This is a genomic window from Thiocapsa sp. (assembly GCF_018399035.1).
In the GTDB taxonomy this organism is placed as follows: domain Bacteria; phylum Pseudomonadota; class Gammaproteobacteria; order Chromatiales; family Chromatiaceae; genus Thiocapsa.
In genome coordinates, this window is sequence record NZ_CP073760.1 from 406,819 (window position 1) to 423,908 (window position 17,090).

At 61.1% G+C, this 17,090-nt stretch carries 21 protein-coding genes and 2 pseudogenes; 16 read left to right on the forward strand and 7 right to left on the reverse strand.

Going from position 1 to position 17,090, the window contains the following annotated elements:
- Positions 1-61: 61 nt before the first annotated feature.
- Positions 62-268, reverse strand: coding sequence for a hypothetical protein (locus KFB96_RS01945; RefSeq protein WP_213458711.1), 207 nt, complete (start codon positions 266-268; stop codon positions 62-64).
- Between the two features lie 277 nt (positions 269-545).
- On the opposite strand from KFB96_RS01945, the gene ltrA reads away from it, so the two are divergent.
- Positions 546-1,856 (forward strand): group II intron reverse transcriptase/maturase, encoded by a 1,311-nt coding sequence (gene ltrA, locus KFB96_RS01950; RefSeq protein ID WP_213465147.1) that lies wholly within the window; start codon positions 546-548, stop codon positions 1,854-1,856.
- 363 nt (positions 1,857-2,219) lie between these two features.
- Here the strand turns inward: ltrA and KFB96_RS01955 are convergent, their stop codons facing one another.
- The 3 genes from KFB96_RS01955 to KFB96_RS01965 form a co-directional block, all read right to left on the reverse strand.
- Positions 2,220-2,510, reverse strand: coding sequence for a helix-turn-helix transcriptional regulator (locus KFB96_RS01955; RefSeq protein WP_213458715.1), 291 nt, complete (start codon positions 2,508-2,510; stop codon positions 2,220-2,222).
- Positions 2,494-2,595 carry a type II toxin-antitoxin system RelE/ParE family toxin gene (locus KFB96_RS26255; protein ID WP_300971234.1) on the reverse strand — a complete coding sequence of 34 codons (102 nt, stop codon included), beginning with the start codon at positions 2,593-2,595 and terminating at the stop codon, positions 2,494-2,496. The genes KFB96_RS01955 and KFB96_RS26255 overlap by 17 nt, the downstream gene beginning before the upstream one ends.
- Before the next feature lie 766 nt (positions 2,596-3,361).
- Positions 3,362-3,793: a type II toxin-antitoxin system HicB family antitoxin gene (locus KFB96_RS01965; protein WP_213501679.1), complete on the reverse strand. Its 432-nt coding sequence runs from the start codon at positions 3,791-3,793 to the stop codon at positions 3,362-3,364.
- Positions 3,794-4,512: 719 nt separating this feature from the next.
- On the opposite strand from KFB96_RS01965, the gene KFB96_RS01970 reads away from it, so the two are divergent.
- Entirely contained in the window at positions 4,513-5,469 is a 957-nt protein-coding gene (locus tag KFB96_RS01970) for a hypothetical protein (RefSeq protein WP_213466162.1), read from the forward strand.
- A gap of 774 nt (positions 5,470-6,243) precedes the next feature.
- Here the strand turns inward: KFB96_RS01970 and KFB96_RS01975 are convergent.
- Together KFB96_RS01975 and KFB96_RS01980 are read right to left on the reverse strand one after the other, a co-directional pair.
- Positions 6,244-6,573 (reverse strand): helix-turn-helix domain-containing protein, encoded by a 330-nt coding sequence (locus tag KFB96_RS01975; protein ID WP_120798845.1) that lies wholly within the window; start codon positions 6,571-6,573, stop codon positions 6,244-6,246.
- The gene (locus tag KFB96_RS01980) at positions 6,557-6,868 is read right to left on the reverse strand and encodes a type II toxin-antitoxin system RelE/ParE family toxin (RefSeq protein WP_213458717.1); all 312 of its coding nucleotides are present in this window, start codon (positions 6,866-6,868) and stop codon (positions 6,557-6,559) included. Before KFB96_RS01980 ends, KFB96_RS01975 begins: the two co-directional genes overlap by 17 nt.
- A 504-nt stretch (positions 6,869-7,372) precedes the next feature.
- On the opposite strand from KFB96_RS01980, the pseudogene KFB96_RS27370 reads away from it, so the two are divergent.
- The 7 genes and pseudogenes from KFB96_RS27370 to KFB96_RS02010 all read left to right on the forward strand — a co-directional run.
- Positions 7,373-7,432, forward strand: a pseudogene (locus tag KFB96_RS27370) (prepilin-type N-terminal cleavage/methylation domain-containing protein); the annotation flags it as partial.
- Between the two features lie 3 nt (positions 7,433-7,435).
- Complete coding sequence (locus KFB96_RS01985) at positions 7,436-7,768, forward strand: type IV pilin protein (RefSeq protein ID WP_367115068.1); 333 nt, start codon at positions 7,436-7,438, stop codon at positions 7,766-7,768.
- On the forward strand, positions 7,762-8,199 hold the full coding sequence (locus tag KFB96_RS01990) for a prepilin-type N-terminal cleavage/methylation domain-containing protein (RefSeq protein WP_213465150.1): 438 nt from the start codon (positions 7,762-7,764) through the stop codon (positions 8,197-8,199). Before KFB96_RS01985 ends, KFB96_RS01990 begins: the two co-directional genes overlap by 7 nt.
- Positions 8,200-8,263: 64 nt before the next feature.
- On the forward strand, positions 8,264-8,584 hold the full coding sequence (locus KFB96_RS01995) for a hypothetical protein (protein ID WP_213465152.1): 321 nt from the start codon (positions 8,264-8,266) through the stop codon (positions 8,582-8,584).
- 24 nt (positions 8,585-8,608) lie between these two features.
- Positions 8,609-8,971 carry a hypothetical protein gene (locus tag KFB96_RS02000; protein ID WP_213501683.1) on the forward strand — a complete coding sequence of 121 codons (363 nt, stop codon included), beginning with the start codon at positions 8,609-8,611 and terminating at the stop codon, positions 8,969-8,971.
- 441 nt (positions 8,972-9,412) lie between these two features.
- A complete protein-coding gene (locus KFB96_RS02005) occupies positions 9,413-9,982 on the forward strand; it encodes a hypothetical protein (RefSeq protein WP_213501685.1) in 570 nt (189 codons plus the stop codon).
- Positions 9,979-11,250, forward strand: coding sequence for a hypothetical protein (locus KFB96_RS02010; protein WP_213501687.1), 1,272 nt, complete (start codon positions 9,979-9,981; stop codon positions 11,248-11,250). Before KFB96_RS02005 ends, KFB96_RS02010 begins: the two co-directional genes overlap by 4 nt.
- 797 nt (positions 11,251-12,047) lie before the next feature.
- Here the strand turns inward: KFB96_RS02010 and KFB96_RS02015 are convergent.
- Positions 12,048-12,290, reverse strand: a complete 243-nt coding sequence (locus tag KFB96_RS02015; RefSeq protein WP_213465157.1) for a DUF4351 domain-containing protein — start codon at positions 12,288-12,290, stop codon at positions 12,048-12,050.
- Between the two features lie 110 nt (positions 12,291-12,400).
- Between KFB96_RS02015 and KFB96_RS02020 the strand changes: the two genes are divergently transcribed.
- The 7 genes and pseudogenes from KFB96_RS02020 to KFB96_RS02050 all read left to right on the forward strand — a co-directional run bounded on the left by KFB96_RS02020 (position 12,401) and on the right by KFB96_RS02050 (position 17,072).
- Complete coding sequence (locus tag KFB96_RS02020) at positions 12,401-12,682, forward strand: type II toxin-antitoxin system RelE/ParE family toxin (protein WP_213465159.1); 282 nt, start codon at positions 12,401-12,403, stop codon at positions 12,680-12,682.
- A gap of 12 nt (positions 12,683-12,694) precedes the next feature.
- Positions 12,695-12,994 carry a HigA family addiction module antitoxin gene (locus KFB96_RS02025; RefSeq protein WP_213465161.1) on the forward strand — a complete coding sequence of 100 codons (300 nt, stop codon included), beginning with the start codon at positions 12,695-12,697 and terminating at the stop codon, positions 12,992-12,994.
- Positions 12,995-13,617: 623 nt separating this feature from the next.
- Complete coding sequence (locus tag KFB96_RS02030) at positions 13,618-14,250, forward strand: type IV pilin protein (protein ID WP_213465163.1); 633 nt, start codon at positions 13,618-13,620, stop codon at positions 14,248-14,250.
- 15 nt (positions 14,251-14,265) lie between these two features.
- A complete protein-coding gene (locus KFB96_RS02035) occupies positions 14,266-14,784 on the forward strand; it encodes a GspH/FimT family pseudopilin (protein WP_213465165.1) in 519 nt (172 codons plus the stop codon).
- A gap of 2 nt (positions 14,785-14,786) precedes the next feature.
- Positions 14,787-15,371 (forward strand): type IV pilus modification protein PilV, encoded by a 585-nt coding sequence (pilV, locus tag KFB96_RS02040; RefSeq protein WP_213465167.1) that lies wholly within the window; start codon positions 14,787-14,789, stop codon positions 15,369-15,371.
- A 143-nt stretch (positions 15,372-15,514) separates the two neighbouring features.
- Positions 15,515-16,479 (forward strand): annotated as a pseudogene (locus KFB96_RS02045) (PilW family protein).
- Positions 16,479-17,072, forward strand: a complete 594-nt coding sequence (locus tag KFB96_RS02050) for a PilX N-terminal domain-containing pilus assembly protein (protein ID WP_213465171.1) — start codon at positions 16,479-16,481, stop codon at positions 17,070-17,072. The pseudogene KFB96_RS02045 and the gene KFB96_RS02050 overlap by 1 nt, the downstream one beginning before the upstream one ends.
- Positions 17,073-17,090: the final 18 nt, after the last annotated feature.

Consider the following 17,090-nt stretch of genomic DNA (forward strand, 5'->3'; position numbering starts at 1 on the left):
GGGGCGGTGACCGACCGTCTGAGGATGTTGCGCTTCCTATCGTCAGCACAACCTACTGCGACTACCACAATCGCGCGACGCCGAAGGTCTCGAACAGGACCTCGTTGCTGACAAGGGTCAGCCCTTCGATCTGCGCCTGGGCAATCAGCATCCGGTCAAAGTGGTCGCGGTGTGTACCGGGCATGAGGCCGGCACGCCGAGCGTGGTCGACGCTGACAGGAAGACGGTAAAAGGCTTGCGAATCGAGGATCTCGGCTCGCTCATTCATGGCGGGTCGAAGTCTGACCGAGACGATCCGACCACTTCGGCGGGGTGAGTAGCGACGGCATGGTGGCAAGGGCACGCTAAGCAACTGGAGAAGCCCGTCTCGCCCCGGGCGAAATCCCCGGAGCAAGGTAGGTCCTATAACCGGCGACACCGGGAAGTGGACCGAAGGCGAGCGGGTGGCGGATGGGCGCGTAGTAGCGCTGAAGCGGGGTAATGTCCGTGGAGCGAAGGCGCCCTACTGTTGGCAATCCTTAAACAAGACGGGAGGCAGGGGCGAGATGACAACGACGCCCATCGATCTGCAAGACCTGAGGAAGAGGATCTACATCAAGGCGAAGGCTGAACCGGCCTGGCGCTTCTGGGGACTCTACGTCCACGTGTGCAAAGAGGAGACCCTGCACGCGGCCTATGCGATGGCGAAAGCGAACAACGGTGCCCCCGGCAGTGACGGGGTGACGTTCGCGGCCATCGAGGCGGCTGGCGTTGAGGCGTTTCTGCAAGGCATCCGGGATGAGCTGGTCACCGGAACCTACCGACCGCAACCGAATCGCCGCCGGGAGATTCCCAAGGGAGACGGGCGCATGCGCGTCCCGGGGATTCCCTGCATTCGCGATCGCGTGGTCCAGGGGGCGCTCAAGCTGATTCTGGAGCCGATCTTCGAGGCTGACTTCCAGGATGGAAGCTATGGATACCGACCCAAGCGCACGGCGCATCAAGCCGTGCAGCGCGTGGCCGAGGCGATTGTGAGCAACAAGACCTATGTGATTGATGTGGACCTGGCGTCGTACTTCGACACGGTTCGTCACGATCTCCTCTTGGGGAAGGTGGCGGAGCGGGTCCGCGATGATCAGGTCTTGGGCTTGCTCAAGCGTATCCTCAAGGCCAGTGGCAAGCGGGGCGTTCCGCAAGGCGGTGTGATCTCACCCCTGCTCAGTAACCTCTACCTCAACGAGGTCGACCGGATGCTGGAGCGGGCCAAGGAGGTCACCCGCAACGGACGCTATACCTATATCGAGTATGCCCGTTATGCCGATGACCTGGTGATCTTGGTCGATGGGTATCGCCGGTGGAACTGGCTCGAGGACGCGGCCTGGCGACGCTTGGTCGAGGAGTTGGCCAAGCTCGATGTGCAACTCAATCAAGACAAGACACGACGACTGGACCTGAGCCAGGGAGGGGCATTCAGCTTCCCGGGCTTTGACTTCCGCCGGGCCAAGACTCGGCGCGGGGTCTGGGGCGCGCGTTACACGCCACGGATGAAGGCGCGTACCGCGATCCTGCAACGCCTCAAGGACGTGTTCCGCCGCTACCGCTCGCAGCCGATCGATCGGGTGATCGCCTTGATCAATCCGATCCTCAGGGGGTGGGTAGGCTACTTTCGGGTGGGGCACTCCAGTCGCTGTTTCGGGTATGTCCAAGATTGGGTGGAGAAGAAGATTCGGCGCCATTTAATGCGCGCGCGTCAGCGTCAGGGCTTTGGCTGGAAGAGGTGGAGTAGGACGTGGCTATACGAGGTGCTCGGGCTCTACGACGGGTACCGAATCGGGCTGCGTAAGCCGAAAGCGCTCCCAGTGCAAGAGGTCTCATAACCCTGGATGTGAAGTCGGCAGGAAAGCCCGGTGCCGGAAAACGGCACGCCGGGTTTGACGTGGCGGGGGCTGGAAACGTGATCATGGGAGCCGGACTGAGGGCCAGCACGAAAGTGCTGGAGGTCCCACCGGACCCTAACGTCGGCGCGCCAGTTCCCGACCCTACTGATGAGGGAGGGCTGGGAGTCACAGCCATGTCCTGGCTATTGAGGCACCGCGAAACGAAAGGCGCGGAAACAGATAAGCCACGGCTACCGTAATTGGCGACCTGCTCTCTACTCTACCTGGTTTTCCCCGTTCGCTTTCTCGATGCTCGCGGGAAACCGTGGCCCGTCCACGGTTTCTCCTCGTCCCTGGTTTCTCCTAGTCCGTGAGATCGACGAAGAGACGCTTACCACAGGCGCGGGCATATTTGCGTAAGGTGGCCACGGAAGGCGAGTGTCGGCCAGTCGCCAGCGCCCGTTCCAAGCGAGCAACGGCGGGTGCCTGGGTTCCCATGCGCTCTGCAACCTGAGCCTGGGAAAGCCCGGCCTCGTGACGCGCCTTCAGCAACAGATCGAGCAGGGCGAATTCTTCCCGTTCCAAACGCTCCACCTCGGTCCGTACAGCGGGACGGCGCATCAGCGTCTCGATCAAGTCATCGTGGGTCTGCATGTTGAATCTCCTGCATGCGCGCCTCGGCGAGACGCCGTTCACGTACGGGTGTCTTGGTGGTTTTCTTCACAAAGCAGTGCAGCATCACGATTCGTTGACCGACCTGAGTGCAGAAAAAGACGCGCGCGACACCGTCGGCGCCTTTCAGTTAGAGGTGCGGGGTGCGTCATTGTGCTTCTGCAAGGTGGATCGTGACGTGACGCTGGAGCGTTGCGACGTGCTCCACGCTGGAGCGTAATGGAGGCAGAGGATCTCCTGGTCGATGACCCGCGCGACGCAGCATATTGTTTGCCCCGAGCGGAGGCCGTGCGTCAACGCGTTCAAACCGCCGATCCGAACACCCGGCTACGCTGGTCCGAATGGGTTCTCACGGCCACCGGTTTGGAGGACGTTCTTGCGGAAGCCGTGAAATGGGAGACTCCGATCCGTGGGGTGCACGATTCCGTGGTACGTCCCCTATTTCTCCCCGGACAAGCCACGCCCCTACACTGCCGCGAGAACAGATGGTCCGAGGATCGCGGGAAACCGTGGTCCGTCCCCGGTTTCGCGGTCCCCGGTTTCGCGCGGGGAACACCTTGATGAACGCGTAGGATGGGTAGAGCCTCGGCGAAACCCATCCTCCAAACCACCGTGTTGCCGGGTTGCGCACCGCCGACTGATCTTTGGATAACGTTTGCTGGTCAGGCGCGGTTTCCTTCGTGTCTTCGATGATTGCGGGAAACCGTGGTCCGTCCCCGGTTTCGGTCCAAGGAAAGACCTGACCCCGAGGGATCAGCGCGCGATTGGGAGCGCGTTAGGTTGCGGAAACCGTGGTCCGTCCTAGGTTTCGTTCAGCCTGTCTCCCATTGGTCTCACGCAGCCTTCTCCACCTCGATCGCCAGACGTCGCCCCACGGCGAGCAAGGCCCGCTCCAGCATTGCTGCTTTGCTGGCGTGACGGGGATCGACCAGGCGTCGCGCCTCCTTCTCGTTGATCCCCAGCCGCCGCGCAAGCTCGGTCGGTCCGACGCCGGTTTCGCCCACGGCCAGGTACAACGCCGCCTTGAGCGCGGTCTGGATCGGAACCGCCACCGGATGCTCGTCGGGCAGACGGGCCGAGGACGCTGGAATCTCGCCTCGGTCGTCGATGCTCGCCGCGACGGCCTCTTCCAGGCAGTCGGCTGCCTCCAGAAGCGCCTCATCAAGGGTGTCGCCCTGGGTGATGGCCTCCGGCCAGTCGCGAAAGGTCACCACGAAGCCACCGGTCGGGTCAGGCGTCAGGGTCGCTGGATAGATGAATTGCATCGGGTGCTCCGCTCACAGATCGCTGAGGCTCAAGCCAAGCTGCTAGAGCATTGCATGCAGGGTGCCGGTCTTCAGCTCATCCTTCGGGTTGCGAACGATCGTTAGCCGCTTGCCGATGACTGAGCTGCCCGGGGCGGGACCGACCCGGAATGGCTAAGTTGTTTCTGAACCGTTAATGATTTGATGCTTTTGACCAACGAGGGCCTCGCTCATCAGGCCGGCCACCCAAAACACCACTCGCTCGTGACACCCGCTCTGCGGTGTCACGCATGCCCCTGGCGCTCTGCGCCACGTGTCACGAAGGCCGGAGTTTCGAGCAAGGCCGTTGGTCTGCATGGTGTCTTCCCGGCTGCATCAGGCCGAACCCGACCTGGATGAGATGATTCTGCCCTCGGAGCACGAATGGCACTCAGTTAAGGCGAGGACCCTTATGAAACAATAGGCTGCGAGGGCCGTAGCTGCCGCAAAAAGTCGCGGAGCCGCCGTCGGAGACCTGGAAAGGCGAGAGCCATGCCGAGTTTAACAGTGCCTTGGCCGTTGGTGGATCACGTAAGCCTATGCTCTTAAAATAGATCTTCTTGACTGAGTGCCATTCTGGTCCGTCCCCGGTTTCTCCCTCCACTGGAATGTCACAAGGAAAGACCCCGATGCCACGTTGAGTGTCCATCAAACCCTGCAGGGGACTAAACTGCGACCATCGCCCGTCACAGGAGCCCCGCATGACCGACACCGGCGAGCCCACCCCGCGCAGCGACCACGACAGCCCTTGGAAGGAGGCGCTGGAGGGCTACTTTCCGGAATTCCTCGCGCTGCTCTTTCCACGCATCCACGTCGACATCGACTGGTCCCTCGGCTACCGATTCCTCGACAAGGAGCTCCAGCAGATCGTCCGCGACGCCGACACCGGTCGCCGCTACGCCGACAAGCTCGTCGGTCTGCACCGTCTCGACGGCCAGCCGGCCTGGGTGCTGGTGCACGTGGAGGTGCAGGGCGAACCCGAAACGGCCTTCGCCGAGCGCATGTTCGTCTATAACCACAAGATCCGCGACGCCCACGGCGTGCCCGTCGCCAGCCTCGCCGTGCTCGCCGACACCGATCCGCGCTTTCGTCCCGAGCACTACCACGACGACATCTGGGGCTGTTCCGTCGACTTTCGCTTCCCGATGGTCAAGCTCATCGATTGGGACACCCCCGAGCGCTGGCCCGAACTGGAGACCAGCGACAACCCCTTCGCCCTGGTCGTCATGGCCCAGATCCGCGCCAAGGCCACCAAGGATGGCGAAACCCGCAAAGCCTGGAAGTTTCGCTTGATTCGCCTGATGTATGATCGCGGATACGCGCGCAAGGACATCCTGGAGCTGTTCCGCGTCATCGATTGGATGATCAGTTTGCCCAGAACCCTGGAGGCGTCCTTCCTCCAAGAACTCTACACCTACGAGGAGACCAAACAGATGCCATACGTGACCAGTGCCGAGCGCGCCGGAATCGAGAAAGGCCAACGCATTGGCGTCCAGAAGGGCGAGGCCAACATCCTGCTCTTGCTGATCGAAAAGAAGTTCGGCGAGACCTCTGCCAACGCCTTGCGCGAGCGCGTCGCGTCCGCCGACAGCGACACCTTGCGTCTCTGGTCCGAACGCATCCTTACCGCCGACACCCCGGATGCGCTCTTTCATTGAGCCGCTGCCCAGCCTCGGACTCGGCGATGTCCCGGCGGTTGCCCGCGCGGCCAGCCACCAGTACTCGTTAAACCGCCCATTCGCCCGTACAGCGCAGCCCCGGCCCCGGCGCACCTAACCCGACCGACGCGATCCGCGCCTCGATAGAACCGTTGGGGAATCGCACCGTCTCTCAGCTTGGTAAAACGGCCTGCAAAGCTCCGCGAAAACGGGGACGGTGCGGCCTGGCAAGGCCGCGTGTTCTAGCGGGTGGAAGTCCCGCCTGGGTAAAGGGAAAGGGGTCAGAGCCGAATGGCACTCAGTTAAGGCGAGGACCCTTATGAAACAATAGGCTGCGAGGGCCGTAGCTGCCGCTAAAAGTCGCGGAGTCGCCGTCGGAGACCTGGAAAGGCGAGAGCCATGCCGAGTTTAACAGTGCCTTGGCTATTGGTGGATCACGTAAGCCTATGCTCTTAAAATAGATCTTCTTAACTGAGTGCCATTCTGGTCCGTCCCCGGTTTCTCCCTCCACTGGAATGTCACAAGGAAAGACCTGATAAACATCTAGCCGACCCCGCCCCGATCGCGGCGACTGGAAGCCGCTCGAGTGAAACCAGGGACGGACCACGGTTTCCCGCGACCATCGGAGAACCGATAGAAACCGGGCCAGACCACCAAACCCAGCCCTAGCCCGCCGCGTATGTTAAGCGCGTAAACCAGGGACGGACCACGGTTTCCCGCGATCATCGGATAAACGAAGGAAACCGGACTGGACCGACAAACGTCATCCAAAGATCAGTCGGCGGTGCGCAAGTCTTCCGCGACATCCCGCAGGACCTCCGGATGACGCCGAGCGATCGCGAGTAGGGTTCGTGCGGCACCGCTGGGTTGCTTGCGCCCCTGCTCCCAACCCTGCAGGGTTCGAATCGAGACCCCGAGAAGCTTAGCGAATTGCGCTTGAGAGAGCCTGACTTCCTGTCTCGCGGCCAGTGCCGGTGGCCATACCACGCGTCCGTCTCCAGCCTTCATTTCACCGATGGCCTGAAGTAGGTCGGCTGCCAGGTCGCGCTCGGCCTCGTAGGCATCCAGTTCTGCATCGTTCAGGGGCTCAGTCTTCGAGTGCACGGCGAATCTCTTTAAGTTTCGGGCCAGTGAGGTTGTCGGTCTTCGATTTGGCATACAAAGTGAGAAGAATCAACGCGCCCTCGACTGTGCGGGTGAAATAGATCACTCTGACGCCTCCGGACTTGCCGGAGCCTTCTCGTCGCCAGCGTACTTTTCGCAGCCCGCCGGATTCTGGAACAACATCACCGGCGTTCGGATGCTCGGCAATGTAGGCACAAAAGCTGCCGCGCTCTTCCTCGGTCCAGTACAGAGGCCACTGCTTCTGAAACAACGCGGTCTCAATCACGGTAAGCATTACGGAACGGTACGCCTAAGGCGCAGTCTCGTCTATGCTTCAGACAAATTTTAAGTGAAACCAGGGACGGACCAGAATGGCACTCAGTGAAGGCGAGGACCCTTATGAAACAATAGGCTGCGAGGGCCGTAGCTGCCGCTAAAAGTCGCGGAGCCGCCGTCGGAGACCTGGAAAGCGAGAGCCACGCCGAGTTTAACAGTGCCTTGGCCGTTGGTGGATCACGTAAGCCTATGCTCTTAAGATAGATCTTCTTAACTGAGTGCCATTCTGGTCCGTCCCCGGTTTCTCCCTCCACTGGAAAGTCACAAGGAAAGACCTGACCCCGATGCCGATGAGGAAAGACCTGACCTCGATGCCCGCTGACGCCCGATGCCTTGACCCCGATGCCTATCGGCGTCTTGGCACGGAAAAGGCTTGAGCATACCAGTGTACATGCTGTTCCCGCGATGCTTCGAGTATGGGTGATCCGCACATGAATCCGAAAAAGCCCGATCCGTTTCCCGAGGATTTACGCTGATGGAGCTGATGATCGTGGTTGCGATCATTGCCATCCTCGCGGCGATCGCCATCCCGTCATATGACGATTACAACCGCCGGAGTCGGGCCAGAAACGTTGGCGTCGATCTGATGACGCTCTCCGTTGCATTGGAGAACGGATTTCAGAGGACCCTGTCCTATCCTTCGTCGAACCTGGTCGGAACTGCAACTGTGGTCGGGGCCTTTCCGGCATGGAGTCCGTCGCAAGGCGCCTTTTTCAACTTTAGCGTCCTGCCTTCGGGAAACACCTATATCTTGAGCGCAGCCGGAACCGGTTCGATGGCAGGCTGCGATCTGACGTTGACACAGAACAATACGAGGACGGTGTCCTCGGCCAGCATCTGCGGGATCGATCAATGGTAGAGCGGATACCCGATAAACGAGACGGCTTCACGCTCGTCGAGATGATGGTGACGCTCGCCATCATCGCCTTTCTGGGGTTGACGGCTGTGCCTTTGACGCAGCGGCTGATCCATTCGGCGCAGGTCGATACCGCCGATGCCCAACTGATGCAAGCGATCGCGGTGGCAAGATCACTGGCGATGAGAAATCCAGGCGGTTTGACCGACGGTACGCCGGCAGCGCAGATCGACTACGACGAGGAGACGCAAACGGTTTCGGTACGCGTGCCGAGCGGGGACTCTGTGTGGGAGGCAGTGCTTTCGCCTGGCATCGAGATTACGCGGACGTCAGGAAACTTCCCACTGGAGATCACCAATAAGGGCCGCCCACTCGGTAACTTCGGCTATCGGATATCAAAAGGAAATGAATACACGGACTCCTCACCCTTCTGAGTCGATCGGTCCGACAAGGATGAGACGGCATCGGACAGTGGACCGCCAACAGGGTACTTCCCTGATGGAGAGCATGGTGGCACTCATGCTCTTGGCCATCCTCGGCTTAGGACTCGGGCTTGCGGTTTCGAAGGCGCTGCTGAATCAGCAGCAGACCATCGCACAGGGGCTTGGCGTCGTGTTACTGCGTGAAGCCGCTCAAACAGGCGGGAATTCAGTGCCGATCCTTCAGCAGTCCCTGTCTGTCTCCGATGACGGCGAGGAGACAACCGTAACGGTGACCATCGGGGATCAGAGCTTCGATTTGCCTTACACGCCAAGTAGCCTTTCGATCCAGAGTACGGCCATCTTCAGCGGTGATGGGACCGTACGGCTCGATCTTTAAGTCACGATGACACAGGGGCGAGCAATGATCTATCACTCCGGGCTTGGGCAGCGGGGCATGACCTTGATCGGGGCGATGGTCGGCCTAGTCGTCTCGATGCTCATCGTCTTGACGCTCATGTCCGCTTACCGCTCGGTCGTGCGACTGACGATGGAATCGAATGCCGATGCGAGGCAGTCCGGCGATCTCGCTGCGGCCTTTCTGTTTACCCATCTGAATCTGTCCGATGCCGGCCGGAGCCTCGTCAATCCGACGCCGACGCGAGCAGACGACTTGCTGCTTTGCGAGAACGGCGAGTTGGTTGGGGAGACTTTGACCGGTTGCGACCCGGGGTGTCCGGTAACGGATCGGGAATGCTATCTTCTGGCGCTGGGGCGACCCCGATGACCCAGATGCCTTCTTTTGTGCTGGTTTATTGGCGTCTGCGAGGGGCCAGCTAGACTATCTCACCCAAGAGGAAGAAGGAGATTGCGAGGGACCGGGGTGGCCGCTGGACGACTGGACTGCTTTGACCCTTATTCATCCGACACCCATCAACCCGACGGGCGAATACCCTGAGATCGACTTTTCGGTCGTGGCTGGACCCTGTTGGCCGCTCGGGGCGGCAGCGAGTTTGGTCGTCCAGGGGCGCTTCGCAGTGACGATCAGCTCCACGCACGTAGGATCCAGTACGGATCTGCATTCAACAACTTGTCTGATCGGCCTTCGTCAATAGCAATCGCGAACTGCCGACTCACTAATGCGCAACCGTCGGCGACACCTTGGTCGCCGGCAATGATCTCTTGGATAGCGCCCGGCGAAACGGAATCGGAAAGACGGGGTAACCTGATGAAAGAATACAGTAAGCCCAAACAAGACGGAATCGCTACGGTACTGATCGTTCTCTTGATCGGTATCTCCCTGACCGCCGCGACACTCGGCACAGTTCGCTTTGTCGGATCGGCGCAAGAGAAGAACATGGCCTTCCATGCAAGAACGATGGCACAGGCGCGGGCATGGGGTGCGGCTGACCTAATCTCGGGCTACTTGGCGACGGTGGCCGAGGAGTCAAGTACTTGGACCGTATTCGAGCAAGACCTGTTGTCCGCAGGAGGAGTACTCGATATCGATTTAGAAGACATAGATGTATCGGCACGGATCGAGGGAGAACCCTCGCCAGGCAATCCAGTCGATCTGGAGGTCGAGATCGAAAGTCTGGTTGCCGAAGGAACTCGGGCCGAGGCTACGGAGCGCATCCGTTTAGCGTTCCACATAATTCCCCGGTCACCTGCGACGACGAAACACCAGACGAAATCCGTGGTGTCATTCACTTTAACAAGAACCTCAACCTCGGCGGCAACATCACGGTTCAGGGTATATCGGGTCAGCCTTATGAGATCAACGTCAAGGGCGATGTGAACACCGGGGGCAACTCGATTACGGGTGTCAATACCATCAACTCGACTGGTTCCGTTCAGTTGGGCAGCGGCTCGTCGTTCGACACCCTGCGAGCGAACGGCGATGTCCAGCTGACTGGGAGCGTGTCGGGACAGGCGAGTATCCAGGCTCGGGGCAACGTGTGTGTCACCGGCGGGGCTTCCGCTAGAGGAGTCGTCAAAGCCAATGGTACCGTGATCGGTGATGGTTCGGGCTCGTTCGGCCCGGTGTCCGCGATCGGAGTGAGCGACAATACGGGAACCCAGAGATGCGGCACGTTGGTCAATGACGCTTACGGCGTGCCCTTTGCGGTGGATCTGCGCGGGAACTCGCGCGCGGACAGCGTAATTTCCAAAGGGAGTGTTCGGATTGCCTCTGGGTCGATTGGCCTTTCCGGCAGCACGGCGGATGCGCTGCGAGCGGAGAAGGATCTTAGCGACACCAACTGGGGCGGGACACAGTACGGCGAGATCGGCGGTGTCTTGAGGATCTCGGGCAGTAATCCGGCGATCGCCACCTGGGTTCGGGTCACACCCGGACTCACAGTCACCATCGCCCCTGTCGAACCCATCAGTATCGACACCGATACGTTCGACGCTCGGGACATCGAGGAGCTTGCGAACTACGCCTTCAAGATTGTCAATGGCTACAAGCAGGTATCGGTACGTCGTGTTAATGGTCTTGCCGATGGCAACTATTTTTTGTTCGATGATCTTTTGAACAATAGTCACTACAAAGACTATCTCTGCCCCATTGCTGCGCGGGCGGCTAATTCCACGTCTGGGACACCGCGTTGTAGCACACCTGCCACCTCCCTAAAGACGATTTGCAAGGGGGAAAATAACAGAACCTGCTTCAGCTACAATAGCGGAAGCTCAAGATGGACCATTGCTGGCAAAGGGTTGGCGCCCGGTGTGATCTGGTTCGAAGGCGATCTCGAAGTTTCAAGCGGCGTCTATTTCAATACCTTCGTGTCAACTTCGAATATTAACACCAGCGGCAATTTGAACGTCTATGCCCCGAATTTTGCGGGGTACAGTGGCCAGGTCGGGGGTGTTATCTACAGCCGCGACGACCAATCGCGCATCAGCGGGATCTGCGCGAATCAGAGTTTTCCCGGCCTGTACCCACTACAGTTCTGCACCGGTGATGCTTATCAGCCGAATGCAAATGGAGGCATCGGCAACTTCGCGTTCATGGCTGGGAGTTGCGGCAATGCTGACTGCAGTCCGTATGTGGGGGTAATGTGACCTTGGCCACAGGAAATCATATACGGGGCAACGTCAAGGCCGGTAACCAGTTTGTCAGTGGTGGCAACACCACCTTACGGGGTTACGCCACGGCGTTGGGGCTTGGGACCACGGTGCAAAATCAGATGAACAACACTACCGTAATCAACCTTCGCGACCTTCCCGCAACCTTTACGCCGCAGGCTCCCGGACCTGCGACAGGTGGAGGTGGAGGTGGAGGTGGAGGTGGAGGTGGGGGCTGCCCAGCAGATCCTTCCACGGACCCCGCCGTTTCGATTCTTTGGAGTCGCTATCTCTAGGTCGTGTCGGTTTGCAATGTCACGCTGCCCTCCCGACCGTTTTTTCGGCGTGCGATTACTCTTCACAATGCGCGCGGGATCGCTAATGGGATTTCGTGACCCTACAGCGCGTAGTCGATTCCGGCGTGGGCCATCGAATCACGGTCACATGCAAGTACCGTTTTTGCGGATAGCACGACGCGAAGAGATACGAGGCCCGCCGGAAATCCCGGCGGGCCGACTTAAAGGGGCGGTTTTCGACGTCTTTGTCAGAAAGTCCCTGTTTTGGTTACGGCGCCTCGGCGCTTCGGCCTATCGGCTCGCGGCGGGATCAAGTCGATGCACGGGGCGCAGCGGCGCTGCGCCGGGTGCAGTCAGAGGCCCAACAGATCGGCGATGCCTACGAGGAACAACAAGGCCTGCGTCCAAGGTGATTTCCGGGAAAGGATTTACCTGCTCGGAAACAAGGGACGGACCAACGGTTTTCCAAGATATCCGGGGTGCCGAATCACCGCACGCTCAATGCTCCCGCAGGCAGGCGTCCAAATCGGCGACCGAGCCGAAATCCAAGAGCGCCTCGCCGAGTGTTCCGAGCTGTGTACTGTCGAGGACCTGGATCTTTTCGAGGCGCGGCTGCGTCAGCGCACCGCAGCGCCGGGTGAGCAAGCGCAGAACCAAGTCGATCAGATCGAGCGTCTCACGCGGATCGGCCGTGCTGTCACGCTCCGCTGCCAAGGCACGCGCATCGGTGCCGCTCAGCACCGCACAGACCAGTCACAGCACGATTCCGGGCTGCGGTCGAGCGTCTTTTGCAGAGTGCAGAGGATCCCGTTGCCGTTGCGATATATCGTTTATCGATATACGATTAAGTCATGGCGATCCAATCATTCCGATGCGCCGAGACGAGACGCTTGTTCGAGCGCCTGCGGGTGAAGCGCTTCGTGAATATCGAGGGTCCGGCGCGGCGTAAACTGAGTGATCTCGATGCGGCCCGTGATCTGTCGGATCTGCGCATCCCGCCGGGCAATCGTCTCGAAGCCTTGCGGGGTGACAGGTCCGGCCAGCACAGCATTCGCATCAATGATCAATGGCGCGTGTGCTTCGTCTGGTCTGCCGACGGGCCGACGCAGGTGGAGATCGTCGATGACCATTAGGGTACCACTGCAATGACCGACAAACTGCCCCCGATTCACCCCGGCGAGATCCTGCGCGAGGACTTCATGCTGCCGTTGGGGCTCTCCAGCAACGCCCTCGCGCGTGCGATCGGCGTCACTCCCGCACGGATCAACGAGATCGTGCGCGAAAGGCGCGGCATCACGGCCGAGACCGCTCTGCGGCTCGCCCGCTTTTTCGGGACCTCGGTGGATCTCTGGATGAACCTGCAACAGCGTTACGATCTGGAACGCGCGAAGGATCTGCTCGGCAATTCACTTGAACAGATTACGCCCATGCACCTTGCGGCCTGAGGGAAGGATCGGCGGCGCGCACCTCGTCGCCGCCTCACTTTGCCGTCGCGTCGCCGGTGGATTGATTCGCGGCGCAACCCGGAAAGACCACGGTTTCCTGCAATCATCGGTGAATCTGCACCGGCAGGACAACGACCGATCGGTCGGACATGTTGAACGGCCTTCGGTACGACCCGAAGGAACCGGCTCCGGGGATCAGCTGGCGGGCGGGGACAGACAAAATCGTCAGGATCGAACCCGCTGCGGCCTTCCTTATGATGCGTGCTCGTACACGTCTTTGCGCTGCCCCCGCGCCTGGCGATCGACGCTTGCGTTGCGCCGAGCGTTGAATGATCTGCTCGTTTTGTGCGTTTGCGCGCGGTCTTATGCGGCATCGCCCGCCATACTCCAAGTCAGGACTCGACACAGGTGAGTGAGATGGTGCGTTTCTACTGCGCCGGCGAAATGCCCAAAGCGGCTTTCGGGTGCGTCAGACCCTGCGGGGGCACGTCTCGGTCTCTCGCGGCAGTGTGTCGAGATCAACCCCGGTAGGGGAGACTCCGATCGGAAGAAGAGGTCCTCCCCGGCCGATCTGTCCGGCGGCGAACCGCTGCGGGACGACGACCGAGCAGCGAGCGACCGCCATGATCAGATCTTCGGATCAACCGCGCAACACCGACTTCGGCCGCGAGCTGCTTCCCGAGGCGAGCCTCTCGACAGCGGTTCCGATCGTTGCGCCGGTCGTCGGTCAGCATACACCCGGCATCCCAAGACCCATCAGCGCGAAGCACTGGAGCGAGGATCAGTGTCGGTGCCTCGATCCCGAGGTCTGCGCCTCGTGGGCATCCGAGCCGCCAGGTCCCGGCGGTCGGAATCGGGCAGCCCGCAAGCGCGGCTTCACCCTGATCGAGCTGATGATCACGGTTGCCATCATCGGGATTCTCGCTTCCATCGCATATCCGAGCTATCAGGAGCATGTCCGCAAGGCCAATCGCGCCGATGCGCAATCCTTTCTGATGGATCTCGCCCAACGCCAGCAGCAGTTTCTGATGGACGCGCGCCGGTACGCGGTCTCGATCGACGCGCTGGGGTTCGCGGCGGTGCCGGACCGGGTTGAGAAGTTCTACACCGTCGCGGTGTCCGCGCCGACGGGTTCTCCGCCGACCTTCACGGTGAGCGCGACGCCGAAAGCGGGCTCCATGCAGGTCATGGATCTCGGTGGAGCGGCCTTGTCGCTGAACCAGGCGGGCGCCAAGGCGCCAAGCGGAAAGTGGTGATGAGAGAGGATTGAGATGAAAGCCGAGACCTTGCCGTTCGCCGATCGGAGATCCCGCACCCCTGCGGCGCGCCTCTCGGGCTTCACCTTGCTCGAGCTGATGTTGGTCATCACGATCGTAGCGATCCTGGCCGGGATCGGGGTTCCCTCGTTTTCGCGCTTCATCGCCGATCAGCGCGTCCATGCCGCGGCGAGCGACCTGCAGGCTGCGCTTTGGCGGGCACGATCGGAGGCCATCCGACTCAATCGAGACGTGGTCCTCGCACCTTTGAACGCCGACGCGGGTTGGGAGTCCGGTTGGACCGCCACCAGCACGGCGGTGCCGGGTGTCGCGCTGATCCGGCGTGATCCGGTGACGGCGGTGACGCTGAGTACCCGACAGACGGACGTGACCTACCGTGCTTCGGGACGTTTGCGTGCACAAACCGCCAGCGCAGCCTTCCAGGTGGCGTCCAAGAGCGACGGCGGGGCGAAAAAGCGCTGTGTTCGGATCGAGCCGAGCGGCCAGCCCATGATCAGGGACGGAGGCTGTTGACCATGCGCGGGTTGCGGCACATCGGCGGCGCGGAGTCCGGCTTTACCTTGATCGAGGTCTTGGTGACGGCGGTGATCATCGCGGTCGGGTTGCTCGGCCTCGCGGGCCTTCAGGCGAAGATGGCCGCAACCCAGATGGAGGCCTATCAGCGTGCGCATGCCTTGGTCCTGGTCGAGGACATGGCGGCGCGCATCAACAGTCAGCGCAGCGATGCCAAGGCAGGGGCTTATGCGGCCTCGGGGACGATGACGGTCGTGGGCTTGGGGGACGACTTTGATCCGGCGCAGGGGTGCGCTCAGGCCGATCTGACCGAGCGTGATCTCTGCGAATGGAGTCGTGCGCTGAAGGGTGCGGGAACGACCGACGACTCCGAGGCGTTTCTCGGTGCCATGATCGGTGCCCGCGGGTGTATCGAACGGCTGCCGGTCGACCCGGCGACCTTCCGCGTCAGCGTCGCCTGGCAGGGTTTGAGCGACACGGTCGCCCCGAGCCTGACCTGCGGGCAAGGCGCCGACTACGGTTCCGCGGGCAGGCGCCGCGTGCTGGCGGTCCAGCTGACCTTGGCCGATCTTAACCGAGGCCCGTAGCTATGTGCACCACGTTAAGCCGTCGAGCCGAGATCCACCGCGGCATCGGGATTCCCGACCATTCGAGGCCGAGGCGTGCCGGCGTGCCCGTCGGTTTGAGGCGACGAGCCGCGTCCGAGGATGCCGAGCGTCGGAGCCGCAAGATGGGCTCGCGCGGTTTCACCCTGATCGAGCTGATGATCGCGATGACGATCGGTGTGTTCCTGCTCGGGACACTCGCCCTGGTGCTGTCCAACAACAGCCGAACCCGCTACGAGATCGAGAAATCCATCGGCCAGATCCAGAACGCGCGCTACGCCATGCAGATGATCACGGACGATCTGAGCAACGCGGGGTTCTATGGCGAGGCACTCATACCCGCAGGCGCGGCGCTGCCGAGCCTCTGTCCGGCCGCGGCGAATCTCGACGCGGCGCGTAGCCATCCGGTTCAAGGTGCGGACAACATCGCAGCGCTGCCGCAAGCCTGTACTGCCATCGGCGCCGTCTTGATCGGGAGCGACCTTCTCGCGGTGCGACGCACGAGCACCTGTGCCGTCGGCGATCCGGATTGCGACGCCTTTGTCGAGGGTTTGCCGCATCTTCAGCAGCCGGCGTGCGCGGCCGACTGCTTGGACCCGCCGAATTGTTCTCCCTGGATTGCGACCAGCAGGGCGGCACTGACAGCGCGAGTACGCTCCTGCACGGCAGGCGCCTATGCCCCGATCTACCGACTCTACAGCCGACTCTATTACCTGGCGCCGAGCAACCGGCCCAACGACGGCATACCGACGCTGAAACGGGCCGAGCTGACGGCGGCCGGCTACACGGTGACCCCGATCGCGGAGGGGATCGAGCATTTGCATTTCGAATACGGAATCGACAACGACGGTGGAGGCGAGCCGGACGAATACTTGGAAAGCATCGTCGATCCCGGGATTGGCGAGACGTGGTGGCCGTCCGGGTGCATCTCTTGGTGCGCAATGCAACGCCGACACACGGACACCTGGATGATCGGACCTATCATCTCGGTCAAGAGGTTGTCGAGGCACCGGGCGATGCCTATAAGCGCCAAGCCTACAGCACCACCGTGCGCTTGAACAACGTCGCGGGCAGACGGGAGGACATGTGATGAATGCGTATTCTGCGGTTGTCGGTCAACAGCGCGGCGCGGTGCTCGTGATCGCGCTGATCATGCTCCTGCTGACGACACTGATCGCCGTCTCCGTCTTCGATATGGGAAGCAGCAACCTTGCCGTGGTCTCCAATCTCGAAAACAAGCAACAGGTCGAGAAGGCGGCGGAGGCGACCTTGGAGGCCGCCGTCAACGACTTGCCGCTCCTGATCGAAAGTCTCTCTGCGGAAAGCCCGAAGGCCGTCTTTTTCTGCGAGGGGCGAAAGAATCATAAGTGCTTTGATGTCAACGGCGACGGCTCATCCGATATCGAGGTCGATCTTGTTCCCGCACCGAGCTGTATCGGGATGACACCTATTACGAACAACCAACTGGACGCGACGGACATCAATGACCAGGGGTGTTTCATCGGTACACAGCAGGTGGGCGTCGTGGGCGGCTCGGGGTCGAGCGGCCAGTCGTTGTGCTCCGGGTCCGTTTGGGATCTGAGGGCGCGTGCGATCGACCTCTCATCCGGCGCGCAGGCCCGTGTGCGGCAGGGCATCAGTATCCGCGTCTCGAACAACGATATCGCCACCGCGTGTCCATGATGGCTGTCGTGGAGATTC